Consider the following 12,859-nt stretch of genomic DNA (forward strand, 5'->3'; position numbering starts at 1 on the left):
CCTATTCAACTTCCATCACCTCATATTGCCGGCAATAAAAACGGAACGTCTCCTCTTCCCATTCTTCCACAAGGTAGATGCCTTGCGGCTGCGATTCAATGCTGAGAAGGCAATCAGACATATCCGAAAGGGTTTCGATTTCTCGTATCGTAACGGCTGAAACGTCTTTGAATATGACAACAATCGTGCGTGAATGATAAACAGCTACTAGCTCAATCGTATAAATGGCACCAAGCACGTGATCTGTTTCCCGATAAAAACGCCATTTCTTGATATGCTGAAACAAAATAGGAGTAGCTCCTGAAATACTCAATTTTGATTCCTCCGTTGATAGCGTCTTTATACTCCATACTCACAGTAAGGCTTCAAATCAGGAAAAGCATCCTTCAACATTCTTTCTATGTTTTCATCGGTCACTGTAAATATAATATCTGTTGAATCAAAGAAACCGACTTCAAAAATACACTCTTTCACAGGAGAAACATAATCATCTACATAATAGTCAACATTCCCATCGACAAAAGGCACATTTGTTAGATTATAGGGTAACGTCTCTTTAGGTACAGCTGTTAAAGTAGAAAAAATCACATAAACCTTAAATTCATTTAATATTCGATGAAACTCCTCACCTGTGATAAAAAGATAGTCTTCACGCCCGCCAATGATATCGTTCCAATGATCTTTATCCTCGGATACATCCATCATATTCAAAATATCGCCAATGACCCAATGATACTCAGTGATAGGGAGAGGGAATTGTTTGAAAAAATCACTTAAAAGAAAAAGTTCAGAATTCGCATATGCCAGACAATACCTGCTCATATGTACCTCCCCACCAATAAAACCCTTTTTACAACTCATACTTGATCAATTCCTCCATCGAGGTTCCTTTGAAATATTGATAAAGAATATCCTCGATACTTAAATGACCAAATAGCCCAATCGGATTGCTAAACGTCTTCCCCCGCTTTTCATCAACCTCTATTAAATCACTCTCTGCCGCTAATGAATCGTCTTGGCTAATGAGGTATTTTCCATCTTCATACATAACAAATGTTATAGTAGAATGATCAAATTTTTTCATCAAATCTATCGGCACCTTGGAAACAACCTTCCAATTCCCCTGAAGAAAGCCTGTATATCCTGTATTCGCAATAAAAAGGGTTCTTTGCTTTTCTGCCATCATGAGAGAAATGTCTTTTTTACTCAAGCGTTGATCTGTAAAAATATCAAAATACTGAATGAGAAGATCATCATTTTTATCTGTTGCTAAATCTCCTTTTACCACTAATGCATATGTAAACTGATTGATTTGCCGTAAAGGGATTTCAATGACAACACCAGGCCTAACTTCACTTAAAGTAGTTCTTTTTTTCATCTTTAGGTTGATATCGGTGACTTGTTTTCCTTCTAATTCTTTAAAAAGCGAATCGCCGTCTGAGTTTAATACCTGAAAGAGAGTATAAATAAATTCATTTAGAGTAGGCTTGCGATCCAATTGTTCCAAGAACACAGCGTGAAAATCTTCGATGGCGTCGTGACAAATATCCAAACCATCATCACTTACGAATATCTTTTTATTTTTATATTTCTCTTCCCAAAAGCCCATGTTTCACCTCCGTTTTTCAGAACACTCATCTATTTTGAAACAGAATCGGCGGATATTTATCTATCGCCTCCAACAGCTCTTCACCAAACACAGTGATTGTCAATTTCCACGGGTCTCCCAAAAGTCCCCAAGAGAAGTCCTGATGAAAAAAGAAATAATAGTCTCCATTTGGAAATACGGGAACAGGCATTCGCCAAATTCATCCTTAGGCATTGCCTGATGAGGACTAAAGGTATATCCGTCATGCTGCCAATCTAGTGCGTACATTACTTCGTTCTTTCCAGTACATAATTGAAATGCTTTTAAAATAGAAGTCTCTAAATCACTCAGCACTCCGCTCACATCATTATGACCAGCTTTACTGCTCATCTCGCTTGAGATATCAAACACTCGATATGGATCAGGCGGGATGATGTGATGACATTTGTTTCCGGGTTTCCATTTTATGAGCTTGTTCACTTCTGACCAGATGCGGTCTTGTTTTGTCTGACTTAAAGCGCGCCAATTCATCATGATCTCATCCCTACGCCTATTGGATATCCTGTTTATAAACACCAGAAGAGGCCACTGCATAAACAGCGTTACTTGTCAGTTTCAGCTGTTGAACGTCTAGGGCTTCACCGTTAGAGTCACAGCATGTTATCTCTTCCATCTCTTGACTCACATCGGCAGAAATTAAATAAAGAGACGACTCGAGCTCTTCACTGTAACAATTGAACGTCCCAACCAAAAAACCTTCTTCAGATATCGCAAGCTGATAAAATGCTTCTGAGTTCGGCTCTTTATCCGACAGAATCCATACCCGCCTCACGACCGTGTCGTCAAACGCAGCAATGACTGCATCTCCGTAATACAGCATATAAATCAAGCCGTTTTTTTCTGCAAGCCCATAACAATCATCTACAGCCGGCGCATCCATTTCTTCGAGCTTTCTATCAATGTGTATTTCCTTCTGCTGACCATCTAACGTAAAACACCACACACTATGGCCGTTGGGATTTTCATCATCATAAATGCCTTCATCATTTAAACCCACCCAAAGGTTTTGTTTCTCATCCAAAAGACAGCAGGAAACCCCTGAAGGCAAGTGAAAAGCACTTTTCACCCTTCCCTCTTCTGAAAAAACCTTTACCTTCGGCTCGTACGATTCGTAATAAACGAAGACATAGCCATCTGCACATTGTTGAAAGAGCTGAATATCGCTGTATGCAATCTGCTCTTTCACTCTAAAATCCCGAACGTCACCGGAAGGATCATAGATTGAAATGGTGATATCTCCTTTCTCACCTTTTCCAATGTAGACACACCCCTGTGGATCGGCATGGAAAAAACAATCTTGGGTGTCCGTGTTGATGATTTTATTCATTTTTAATTTTTTCATTGGTTATGCTCCTAGGTTATAAATTCTCTTATTCGTTAACCTTATACGCATAAAATTGTTTTGAATCAAAAGAAACAGTCTCAGCCTCTACAGCTATTAATCTTCTGTTTATGTCAACGAGAAAATTTGCATTTGATTGATACTCTGGAATTACAGGATTTGATAGGTTTCCGATTCCTTCCGGATGATAACTAATCTCGAAAATTTGCCAATTAAACTCCTCCGGAACAGCCCTTTCCAATCGAATATCCCCATCACCTCCATTAACATAAACAGAAGCTACATTTTGAAAAATAATATTATGCGTATATTCAGCTTTATTTTGAACAACCTGAATCTCAAGTAAGAGTTCTTTTTTAAAGAACTGATAATCGACCTTTAAAACATTGCAACCCCCATCAATATAATCTATCCATTGTTCAATTGTTTTGTACATTCTTCCTCTCCTGACTAATCTCTGTTTATATATCAATAATTCCAGACAAATTATTTAATAATTGTTAAATGATATTTGGAATATTTTCTCTTTTTATTGATCCTATTCTGATAGTCTCGGAGTCTATTATTTCTATATGGCAGAAGACCACATTCAGTAAATCTTTAACAAGTGTTTTTTCTGTTAAATGAACTCTGCTCAATATATCTTTTAACTCAACATTTTTTTCAATAAAATGATATTCTCATGAGCAACAATTATGTTTTAAATTCTTCTGCTGATGTTTTCATAAAAGAAATTTTTTTATAATTAAACAAAGAATTAGTTTTTAAATTCGCAGAGTATATATAATCATTGCTATCATTTTTTGATACCGAGTAAGAGTATATTTCATATTGTTCATTTTCTATATTTTTCAATACATCGAATATTATATACTCTATTGTTTTATATTCTTTTTCAAGCCAATCATAGTCATTAAGAGTTGATATTTCATAAAATAGTACATTCACTTTTCCCCTTACCGCAATTGTGAAAGCCTTTTCCCCACCAAGAATTTGAAATAACTGTATTATTGATTTAACATGTTAGCGTCATTGGAATAGGATTACAATATTTTTCTGGAATGTTTATATTATTTTAAGAATCAAAAAAAGGCCGCATAGGCCTTTTTACATTTTTTCATTATTGGATTTGTTCAATATCCGTACCTTCAGCTGCCACATTCTCCTTCCCCCGCCTCCTGACAAGCGTCAAGGCCATGCCTGCAAAGATCAGCACGATGCCGAGCGTTTGATAGAGGTCAGGGCGGAAACCTGTGAAGACGGTATCGAGCACGATCGCGACAGCGGGGTCGAGAAATACAATGATTGAAATAAATTTCGTTGATAAAAATCGCAAGCTGTCAAAAAACAACAAATATACAATACCCGTATGAATAATACCGGTAGATACCACCATAATCCAGTTTCCCTGAGAAAGGTCAGCAAAAGCGCCGAAGTGAATAAACGGAATCAGAATGATAACCCCTAAACCCGTTTGCAGGAAGGTGGTCGTGTAAGGGCTGAGGTTTTGAATGCCTTTTCCCAATAAAGTGGTGAACGCATAAAACAGGGCGGCGAGAACGGCCCAAATGATCCCTGATCCCATCAGCTGCGTCAATGAAGTATTGCCGTTAATCCCGGAAATCAGCGCAGTTCCCAGAAAACAGATGATAATGGAGCTGACGGAGATGACATGTAATCTCTCTCTGTAGATGATGCTTCCCAGGAGAAGAACAAGCACCGGTGCTAGGTGATAAACGGAGATAGCAATTGTAACGGACGTTTCTTCAAAAGACTTAAATAAGAACACCCAGTTGAATACAAGAAAGAAACCGCACGCCAATGTTTGCAGCACGTCTCTCTTTCTCCATTTTTCGGTTTTATATTGGCCGGACGCCAGCCAGCAAAAGCTTAAAAATAGCGTCGCACAAAGGCAGCGGACAAAGACCAATTCAAATGACGGCAGATTGGTATGCTCTGAGAAAAAGCCGATGGAGCCGAAAATCACCATAGAGATGACCATTTTGATTACGGCTGTTGATTTTTGTTTTGGTGTGATTGAGAGATCTTGCTGCATCAAGCGTATTCTACCTCCAGTTATGTATAGGGAAAAGCACCCCAACTGCAAGGTGCTTTTCCCTTTTTTATAGTTTCTTGCCGGCCGTCCAGCCGCCGTCTATGACAAAGTTTGAACCTGTAATAAAGTGCGCCTCATCAGAAGCCAAATACTTCATACAGGAAACAATATCACTCGGCTGCCCCCACGTATGAAGGGCATGGTTATCCTTGATCAGCTGAACCATTTCATCGTCTTGAAAATACTCTTCCGTTAATTCTGTTTGGATCACGCCCGGTGAAATGCTATTCACCCTGATCCCCTTTGATCCAAATTCCATAGCGAGCTGCTTCGTCAGTCCGATGACCGCGTGCTTGGAAGACACATAGGCAGCCCGCGCAGGCTCTGCCATCAGACCGGACACAGAGGCGATGTTGATTATACAGCCTCGTTTTCCCAGCTTTGACCACAGCCTTGCCGCATCTCGGGAAAGAATAAAGGCTGCCGTGAGATTAATGTCTATGACCTTTTTGAATGATTCTGCCGATAATTCAAGAACAGGGGTGATTTCTCTTATCCCTGCTGCATTGATCAAAATATCCGGGATCAATCGGCTTTGTTCAAGTTTTGGCATCAAAGATTCCGCCTGCTGGACATCAGACAAGTCTGCTTTTTCCATGTGAAACTCACTGTTTACTATAAATTCTGACATTTTATTCGTTTGAATATCCACTCCAACGACTCGAAAGCCTTCTGTTAGAAATTGCTTTACTGCCGAAAAGCCGATTCCGCTATTTGCCCCAGTGATCATTATATTCTTTTTCTTCATCATTTTACATTCTGCCTTTTTTCATTTTGGTAATTTGTAATAATCTGAATATTATTATTTGACAATATATTACAAATAATTTAGCATTGCACTACATCCTCTATTTTCCACATTTTCTATCATACAGGAAATTACTAAAAAAATCATCACTTTTTAAGGAGAGATTCATATGGTTCAAGTTTCAAACGTACAAAAAGAGTTGACATCCGATATTTCTAAATATGCTTCTTTTTTAAAGGAAAACGGTTATTCGTATATTCCAGCAGATTTCTACCGGCAAAAAACTACAGACGCCGCAGTCCGCAAATTACAGCTTACATATGATGCTTTGAAAGCTGACCCTAAAGGAGGCGGCCGTTACAGAGCGCATTCCCGCTACATTTTGGCTCCTCACTCCGACACTCTTGAATTAGATCCGGATAATGGATATTTCCAATCAAAAGAATATAATTATGATGATGGCGGTATCGTCAGACAATTTGAAAAAATATCAGATGAGTTTCTACAGCATCCTATTACGCAGCAAATGATACATTCAAATGTAGAAATGGCCCGCCAAACCGATTTTGTAGATTGGGAGAAAGAAGTGATCGTCGGGCTTCACCAAGTCAGATATCAAGTGACACCTGACGCGCCTTCATACAGCTCACCCATTTGGCTGCATCGTGACGATGAACCGCTTGTTTTCGTCCATCTATTTCAGCTGAGCGAGGATGCTATCGGAGGAGATAACTTAATTGCTCCGTCTGTTAAGCAAATTGATAAAGTGCTGCGGCTGACAGACCCGCTTGAAACACTTGCTCTCGGGCAAAAGGTCTTTCATGCGGTTACACCGGTCGGCACTGCAAATAGAGATGGTGCGCATCGAGATATATTATTAGTTACATTTTCTAATAAATAAAAAAAGCGCCCAAGGGGCGCTTTTTCAATAAATCTATCGAACAATCAAAACCGGGCAGGTTGATAATTGAGACACTTTATGGCTGACGCTTCCAAGCATCATTTCTTTCAGGCCGCTGATCCCCCGGCTGCCAACGATGATCAGGCTGACGCCTTTCTCTTTTGCATGATTTAGTATTTCATGTGCCGGCTCGCCATTCGCGTAAATGATTTCAGCTTGAACACCGTTATCGGCTGCTTTTTCTTTTGCGTTCTCTAGGATTTTCAGGCCTTCTTTTTTAACTTCGTTCCTGATTTCATCAATAAAATGTTCAGGCACATAGACAATTCCCGTCAGAGAAGAAGTCGTGACGACGGCTTCTCTCCCCACATGAAGAATGCTTAGTTCCGCTTGCTGCTCTTTGGCCAAATGCACTGCGGCATCAAGCGCTTTTTCACTCATATCTGATCCGTCAATCGCAACTAACATTTTGTTAAACATGCTCTTCCCGCCTTTCGGACTGTGGGTGGTTCATCTTTCTCTTTTATTGTCCGCCTGCTTTTCGTTATTGTCAATTGAAGCGCATGAGTTTTCAAAAAATTGTCAGAGACTCTCTCCGTTTGTAGCGATGACCTGCTGATACCAGTTGAAGCTTTTTTTCTTGATGCGGTTTAATGTTCCGTTTCCTTCATTGTCCCGGTCCACATAAATGAAGCCGTAGCGTTTTTTCATTTCCGCAGTAGATGCACTGACAAGGTCAATTGGCCCCCATGATGTGTATCCGATTAATTCAACGCCGTCCGCAATGGCTTCGCGCACTTCAATTAAATGATCACGCAGATAGTTGATTCTGTAATCGTCCTGAATTGAGCCGTCATCCTCAACTTTGTCTACAGCGCCCAAGCCGTTTTCAACAATGAACAGCGGCTTCTGATAGCGGTCGTATAATGTGTTGAGCGTAATGCGCAAGCCTTTCGGGTCAATTTGCCAGCCCCATTCTGATGATTTCAGGTAAGGGTTTTTAACTCCCCCCAGCAGGTTGCCGCCTGATTTTGCAAGCTCTTCCGGATCAGTGCTCGCCGCCATCGACATGTAGTAGCTGAATCCAATGTAATCTACCGTATGTTCTTTCAAGAGCTCTTCATCGCCTTCAGCCATTTCAATTTCAATATTGTTTTCAGCCAGATAGCGTTTCATATATCCCGGGTACGCGCCTCTTGCTTGAACGTCTGAGAAGAATAGTGTTTTGCGCTCATTCTCCATTGCCGCGAAGACATCCTCCGGCTTAGAGGTCATCGGATAGGTTGTCGTGGCCGCTATCATACAGCCGATTTTCGAATCAGGAATGATTTCGTGACCCGCTTTGACAGCAAGAGCACTGGCGACAAATTGGTGGTGTGCCGCCTGGTACATCGCGTTTCGTTTGTTTTCTCCTTCTTCAAAGACAAGACCGCCTCCGGTAAACGGGGCATGGAGCACCACATTAATTTCATTGAACGTCATCCAATACTTCACTTTGTGTTGATAGCGTTGGAATACAGTTTTGGCATAGCGTTCATAAAACTCTATGACTTTGCGATTCTTCCAGCCGCCATACTTCTTCACTAAATTGTGCGGCATTTCATAATGAGAGATGGTTACGACAGGCTCAATATGATGCTTTAACAGCTCATCAAACAGATCATCATAAAATCTAAGACCTTCTTCATTGGGCTCCTCTTCATCGCCATTCGGAAAAATTCTCGTCCATGCTATTGATGTACGGAACGCTTTAAAACCCATTTCCGCAAACAAAGCGATATCCTCTTTATAACGATGATAAAAGTCAATCCCGGCGTGATACAGATTCAAGGAAGTCATTGATTCATCAAATGGAGACATAATCCCGTTCGGCGATACGTCAGCTGTCGAAAGCCCCTTACCGCCCTCGTTATAAGCACCCTCCACTTGGTTGGCAGCAACCGCGCCGCCCCATAAAAATCCTTCTGGAAATCGTTTTGCATTTGAACTCATATTGATCACCCCATCAGTTTTTTAAGATAAAGCAAGCAGCGCTTCTTTTGTCTGCACTTTACCGATCTCTTTCACCGGCGAAAACGAATATTGGTCTGTATTGGTCACAATCACCGGGGTAATGACGTCATATCCCGCGGCTTTGATTTGCTCCAGGTCAAAGGATACGAGCGGATCTCCCGGTGCGACCTTGTCGCCTTCTTTGACGTGAGCCGTGAACCATTGTCCCTCCAGCTTCACCGTGTCCAATCCAATGTGTATGAGAATTTCAGCTCCCTGATCACTCGTAATGCCAATTGCGTGTTTTGTTTTAAAAATGGTGGTAACACTTCCATGAACAGGCGAGACCACTTCTCCTTCTTCTGGCTCTATAGCAAATCCTTTTCCCATGATCCCGGCAGAAAACACCCCATCTTTGACTTCGCTTAAGGCTTTCACTTCTCCCTTAATCGGGCTGTGAATGATTTCTCCGCTGCCTTCATGCACTGCCGGCTGCTGGCTGCCGTCAGAAGACACATCCTCGAATCCAAGCAAATACGCAGCTGCTGTTCCCGCCACAAATGCAATCACGAGACCGAGCATCGCGTAAATAAACGTTGGCCCGATAAAGACAGGGATGCTCGGCAGTCCTGCATTTCCACCGACGATATAGGAAGCAACACCCGTCATGCCGTAAAACGCGCCACCTGCTGCACCGCCAATCAAAGCGGCCGCAAACGGCTTTTTCAAACGCATATTCACGCCGTACATCGCAGGTTCTGTGATCCCCATCAGCGCTGTGATGCTCGTGGTAAGCGCGAGTGATTTGAATTTTTTGTTTCTGGAGCGAAGGAAGACGGCAAATGATGCCCCGGCCTGCCCCATATTCGCCAAAAACATAGCCGGCAGTAAATAATCGTGTCCGTTTTGAGCGATGTTGTTGATCATAATTGGCACAAAGGCATAATGCATGCCCGTCATAATGATTAAAGAGAATGTTCCCGCCAGCAAAATCATCGCCACAAGCCCTGCATGATCAAACAAATAATTGACCCCAGAAGACAAGTATTCTCCTAAAATAGCACCAAGCGGACCGACTGTAATCAATGTCAGCGGCACGACAATCAATAATGTCAACGTCGGAACCACAATCAATTTGAGAGACGAGTGTGTAAAACGGTCAATCCATTTTTCCACGTAGGAAGCAATCCAAATCGCCAGCAAAATCGGAATGACTGTTGACGAATAAGTGGCAGCGGTTACAGGAAGCCCGATAAAGGAAATCGGTTTCCCCGCACCGAGCAGGGCTGTCAAATCCGGGTGCAGAATCGCCGCCGCAATGGCTGCCGCTACGTACGGATTGCTTCCGAATTTTCTCGCCGCACTCATCGCAAGCAGGAGCGGCAGGAAGTAGAACGCGCCATCACCGACAGCCGTCAAAATGACATGAACCTGGCTCTTCTCCGCCATCCAGCCAAACGTAACTGCCAGCGCAACAAGCCCTTTGATCATCCCCGCTCCCGCAATCGCAGGCAGAATCGGAGTAAACACACCAGAAATCACATCAAAGACCGCACTCAGCACATTCTTTTTCTGAGAAGATGAACCAACGCTCTTTTCATCACTGAGATTGCTGTGCCGCACAATCGCCTGATACACCTTCGGCACATCGTTTCCGATAATGATTTGAAACTGCTCGCCACTGATATTGGTGCCCATCACCCCCGACAGCTGCTCCAGCTGACTGCGATCTGCCTTCGCGTTGTCATGAAGATTAAAACGCAGTCTCGTCATGCAGTGAATCACGCGCTGAACATTTTCTTCCCCGCCTACGAGTTGTAATATGTCTTTCGATAATTTATCATAATCCATGTGTATACCTCCTTTTTATGAGGGGACTGCTGGATGAAAGGTGGCCGCCTTTCACCAGCTTTTTTTGTATCAACTGCCGCATCACCTCCTAAAAGAGAATAAAAAAAACCTAAACGACACAGATTGCGAGAGTCTCCTCCTGCACCTGCACCATTTAGGTTTTGCCTGCTTTCGCAGTAACAATCCTGACGGGTCGTTTTATTTGTTTGTAGGTATACTTTAGCACTAGATTTGCGTGATGTCAACGCTTTCATTTTTGGTATTGGCTAAGGCTATTACTCAATAAGGACTATTTTTTATAACGGTAAGCCATTTTGTATATTTTGTTTCTCCTTTACTAAAAAATCTTGAAACAAATTGCATAATCTATTTATATTTTTTTCATAGGAATGTAAATGCGGGTTGCATCCGTTATTAGAAGGATGATAATGAATAAAACCCTCCATATCTTCAGGATAATTCATATCTGCATAAACTTCTGCAAGCTTGCTCAAAAGTTCAATTGCATGATCACTATACTTTGATTTTACTTCAAGAAGAATAACATATCTCCATTTTCTTTTTTCAATAGCATAGAAACTATTTTCTTCAACTCGTAATATATTCAGTATGGCTTCTTCAATATCATCCTTGTCTCCCCAAGCCAGTTTTAGAATTTCTTCTTGTTGTACACCGGGATGGTTCATCAAATATTCAACAGCATAATTCATTACTTCAATTTTGTTTATCCACCCTTGCTTCAACCCAACGTAAAGAGTTTTCCAATCGTATTTTATATGATGTACTTTGAAAGTATTTAAGGCAATTTTCATTTTCTAACGTCCTTGCTTTCATATATGTCGTTAAACAAAAGTAATTCCAAGTTGCTTTTTAAATATAACCTTTACCTTTGGTTCGTTATGAATATATATAAATAGATCAGAATTACATCTTTTTAATTGAGTAACATTTATAAACTTAGATTCAAAAACAAGCAACTCATTGAAGGTGAGACTTAGATTGCACTCCAAAGCGTATACATCCATTGTCAGAATCAGTCTAAAGCCTTTCATATCTTGGATAGAGTACATAAATATTTCTGCAAGGGGGTCACTCACCACGCTTATTGGCTCGCTATCAAACAGTTCTAATAAATCATATTCATTGTAAGTAGTGAACATTTTTAAACTGCCCCTTAACTTTTTATTTGTTGTTGCTAGAAAAAGATGATAATTGTCAAAAACCTTGAAAGGTTCACCCTTCAAAGTTTTTCTTTATTATTATTTTAATGCCTGTTCTAATATGTTGATTTCATTATCTCCTACATCGTTTATAATGACACCACAAATATTGTCATCACAATCCAAACAAAATAATACGTGATTATTTTCTATAAGAGATTCTATCTCATGAGCTGAAAATTGAATATAAACTGTCTTATCTGTTATATATACGTTTAATATTCCTTTTTCATCGATATACGTTTCATTCTGTTGTCGGTCTACGCTAAGAACAGGAAGCCCTTTTATTGGTTCAATGTTTTTCCATTCTTTAGATTTATAAACACTTTCACACAGAGTTAATGTAATAGAACGAATTTCTCCTGTTTTTTGTGTAAATCCTACTTCGATTAATGATTTTATAAAATCTCCGGTTCTCCAGTATACCGTTTTATCTTCTGGTATATTCCTGTTTCCAAATTCTATATTAATTGGTGTAGAGACATCAAATTCTACTTTCATAGGCTTTTTATCTCTACATTCTAATGTTTTTAACATAATTTCAAATGACCTTCTAATAATAGTTTCAAATCCTATTCCCGGATGACTTTCTTGAATGGATTTTTTTCAACCCAATGGCTCTTAGACTGTACGTTCACGTATTAGAAACTTATTGATATCCGTCTAAATCATTTAATTTTTTTATAAGTATTCTTTTCCTAAATATATAAATACCTAAAGGGAACAAAAAGAAAAATACACCATATGAAAAACCAGCAATTACATATAACTCTATATCGTTAACTTGATTGGTATTTGCTAACCAGATTGTCGTGATAGTTAGAACTATTCCTGCTAGGGGCAAAACAATCTGAATGATTAATAATGATTCATTTATTTTTCTCAATAAAAATTTCTCATCTATCTTCTTCACTCTCTACAATCACCTTATGTATTTCTTCAGCTATTATTTATGGGAGTGTCAATCAAGGTTTCCTTCATTTGTTTTTCCTAATTATGTTCAAAAACAAAACCTTTTCATAAAAGAATTTAAATTTCCAA

At 40.2% G+C, this 12,859-nt stretch carries 16 protein-coding genes and 2 pseudogenes; 1 reads left to right on the plus strand and 17 read right to left on the minus strand.

Annotated elements, in window-relative coordinates; all coding sequences use genetic code 11:
• Position 1: 1 nt before the first annotated feature.
• The 10 genes and pseudogenes from CDO84_RS19190 to CDO84_RS19235 form a co-directional block, all read right to left on the minus strand.
• Positions 2-313, minus strand: a complete 312-nt coding sequence (locus CDO84_RS19190) for a hypothetical protein (protein ID WP_040081332.1) — start codon at positions 311-313, stop codon at positions 2-4.
• A 26-nt stretch (positions 314-339) separates the two neighbouring features.
• Entirely contained in the window at positions 340-822 is a 483-nt protein-coding gene (locus CDO84_RS19195; protein WP_040081330.1) for a hypothetical protein, read from the minus strand.
• 28 nt (positions 823-850) lie between these two features.
• Entirely contained in the window at positions 851-1,609 is a 759-nt protein-coding gene (locus CDO84_RS19200; protein WP_040081329.1) for an Imm26 family immunity protein, read from the minus strand.
• A 25-nt stretch (positions 1,610-1,634) separates the two neighbouring features.
• Positions 1,635-2,122 (minus strand): annotated as a pseudogene (locus CDO84_RS19205) (DUF2716 domain-containing protein).
• A 16-nt stretch (positions 2,123-2,138) separates the two neighbouring features.
• On the minus strand, positions 2,139-2,591 hold the full coding sequence (locus tag CDO84_RS19210; protein WP_080478367.1) for a hypothetical protein: 453 nt from the start codon (positions 2,589-2,591) through the stop codon (positions 2,139-2,141).
• 72 nt (positions 2,592-2,663) lie between these two features.
• Positions 2,664-2,990: pseudogene (locus CDO84_RS19215) on the minus strand (DNA-binding protein); the annotation flags it as partial.
• 28 nt (positions 2,991-3,018) lie between these two features.
• Positions 3,019-3,426: a YxiG family protein gene (locus CDO84_RS19220; RefSeq protein WP_040081327.1), complete on the minus strand. Its 408-nt coding sequence runs from the start codon at positions 3,424-3,426 to the stop codon at positions 3,019-3,021.
• A gap of 257 nt (positions 3,427-3,683) precedes the next feature.
• Positions 3,684-3,938, minus strand: a complete 255-nt coding sequence (locus CDO84_RS21780; protein WP_231560756.1) for a hypothetical protein — start codon at positions 3,936-3,938, stop codon at positions 3,684-3,686.
• 172 nt (positions 3,939-4,110) lie between these two features.
• A complete protein-coding gene (locus tag CDO84_RS19230) occupies positions 4,111-5,046 on the minus strand; it encodes a DMT family transporter (protein WP_040082485.1) in 936 nt (311 codons plus the stop codon).
• 67 nt (positions 5,047-5,113) lie between these two features.
• Positions 5,114-5,857 (minus strand): SDR family NAD(P)-dependent oxidoreductase, encoded by a 744-nt coding sequence (locus CDO84_RS19235; RefSeq protein WP_014665965.1) that lies wholly within the window; start codon positions 5,855-5,857, stop codon positions 5,114-5,116.
• A gap of 166 nt (positions 5,858-6,023) precedes the next feature.
• Between CDO84_RS19235 and CDO84_RS19240 the strand changes: the two genes are divergently transcribed.
• The gene (locus CDO84_RS19240) at positions 6,024-6,755 is read left to right on the plus strand and encodes a 2OG-Fe dioxygenase family protein (RefSeq protein WP_040081326.1); all 732 of its coding nucleotides are present in this window, start codon (positions 6,024-6,026) and stop codon (positions 6,753-6,755) included.
• A gap of 33 nt (positions 6,756-6,788) precedes the next feature.
• Here the strand turns inward: CDO84_RS19240 and CDO84_RS19245 are convergent, their stop codons facing one another.
• The 7 genes from CDO84_RS19245 to CDO84_RS19275 form a co-directional block, all read right to left on the minus strand.
• Positions 6,789-7,235, minus strand: coding sequence for a universal stress protein (locus CDO84_RS19245; protein ID WP_040081325.1), 447 nt, complete (start codon positions 7,233-7,235; stop codon positions 6,789-6,791).
• 102 nt (positions 7,236-7,337) lie between these two features.
• Positions 7,338-8,747: an aryl-phospho-beta-d-glucosidase gene (gene bglH / locus CDO84_RS19250; RefSeq protein ID WP_040081324.1), complete on the minus strand. Its 1,410-nt coding sequence runs from the start codon at positions 8,745-8,747 to the stop codon at positions 7,338-7,340.
• Between the two features lie 21 nt (positions 8,748-8,768).
• Positions 8,769-10,598, minus strand: coding sequence for a PTS beta-glucoside transporter subunit IIABC (gene bglP / locus CDO84_RS19255; RefSeq protein ID WP_040081323.1), 1,830 nt, complete (start codon positions 10,596-10,598; stop codon positions 8,769-8,771).
• 296 nt (positions 10,599-10,894) lie between these two features.
• The gene (locus tag CDO84_RS19260; RefSeq protein WP_082032936.1) at positions 10,895-11,410 is read right to left on the minus strand and encodes a DUF2247 family protein; all 516 of its coding nucleotides are present in this window, start codon (positions 11,408-11,410) and stop codon (positions 10,895-10,897) included.
• A gap of 30 nt (positions 11,411-11,440) precedes the next feature.
• Positions 11,441-11,758 carry a hypothetical protein gene (locus CDO84_RS19265; RefSeq protein WP_040081322.1) on the minus strand — a complete coding sequence of 106 codons (318 nt, stop codon included), beginning with the start codon at positions 11,756-11,758 and terminating at the stop codon, positions 11,441-11,443.
• A 99-nt stretch (positions 11,759-11,857) separates the two neighbouring features.
• On the minus strand, positions 11,858-12,355 hold the full coding sequence (locus CDO84_RS19270; RefSeq protein ID WP_040081320.1) for a hypothetical protein: 498 nt from the start codon (positions 12,353-12,355) through the stop codon (positions 11,858-11,860).
• Positions 12,356-12,467: 112 nt separating this feature from the next.
• The gene (locus CDO84_RS19275; RefSeq protein ID WP_014665973.1) at positions 12,468-12,731 is read right to left on the minus strand and encodes a hypothetical protein; all 264 of its coding nucleotides are present in this window, start codon (positions 12,729-12,731) and stop codon (positions 12,468-12,470) included.
• Positions 12,732-12,859: the final 128 nt, after the last annotated feature.

The organism is Bacillus sp. MD-5, assembly GCF_002201875.1.
In the GTDB taxonomy this organism is placed as follows: Bacteria; Bacillota; Bacilli; order Bacillales; family Bacillaceae; genus Bacillus; species Bacillus stercoris.

Excerpts from the sequence above, each read along its gene's own strand:
- CDO84_RS19240 (WP_040081326.1), top strand. The coding sequence starts at position 6,024 with ATGGTTCAAGTTTCAAACGTACAAAAAGAGTTGACATCCGATATTTCT.
- CDO84_RS19220 (WP_040081327.1), bottom strand. The coding sequence starts at position 3,426 with ATGTACAAAACAATTGAACAATGGATAGATTATATTGATGGGGGTTGC.
- CDO84_RS19270 (WP_040081320.1), bottom strand. The coding sequence starts at position 12,355 with ATGTTAAAAACATTAGAATGTAGAGATAAAAAGCCTATGAAAGTAGAA.
- bglP (WP_040081323.1), bottom strand. The coding sequence starts at position 10,598 with ATGGATTATGATAAATTATCGAAAGACATATTACAACTCGTAGGCGGG.
- bglH (WP_040081324.1), bottom strand. The coding sequence starts at position 8,747 with ATGAGTTCAAATGCAAAACGATTTCCAGAAGGATTTTTATGGGGCGGC.
- CDO84_RS19230 (WP_040082485.1), bottom strand. The coding sequence starts at position 5,046 with ATGCAGCAAGATCTCTCAATCACACCAAAACAAAAATCAACAGCCGTA.
- CDO84_RS19245 (WP_040081325.1), bottom strand. The coding sequence starts at position 7,235 with ATGTTTAACAAAATGTTAGTTGCGATTGACGGATCAGATATGAGTGAA.
- CDO84_RS19195 (WP_040081330.1), bottom strand. The coding sequence starts at position 822 with ATGAGCAGGTATTGTCTGGCATATGCGAATTCTGAACTTTTTCTTTTA.
- CDO84_RS19265 (WP_040081322.1), bottom strand. The coding sequence starts at position 11,758 with ATGTTCACTACTTACAATGAATATGATTTATTAGAACTGTTTGATAGC.
- CDO84_RS19200 (WP_040081329.1), bottom strand. The coding sequence starts at position 1,609 with ATGGGCTTTTGGGAAGAGAAATATAAAAATAAAAAGATATTCGTAAGT.
- CDO84_RS19235 (WP_014665965.1), bottom strand. The coding sequence starts at position 5,857 with ATGATGAAGAAAAAGAATATAATGATCACTGGGGCAAATAGCGGAATC.
- CDO84_RS19260 (WP_082032936.1), bottom strand. The coding sequence starts at position 11,410 with ATGAAAATTGCCTTAAATACTTTCAAAGTACATCATATAAAATACGAT.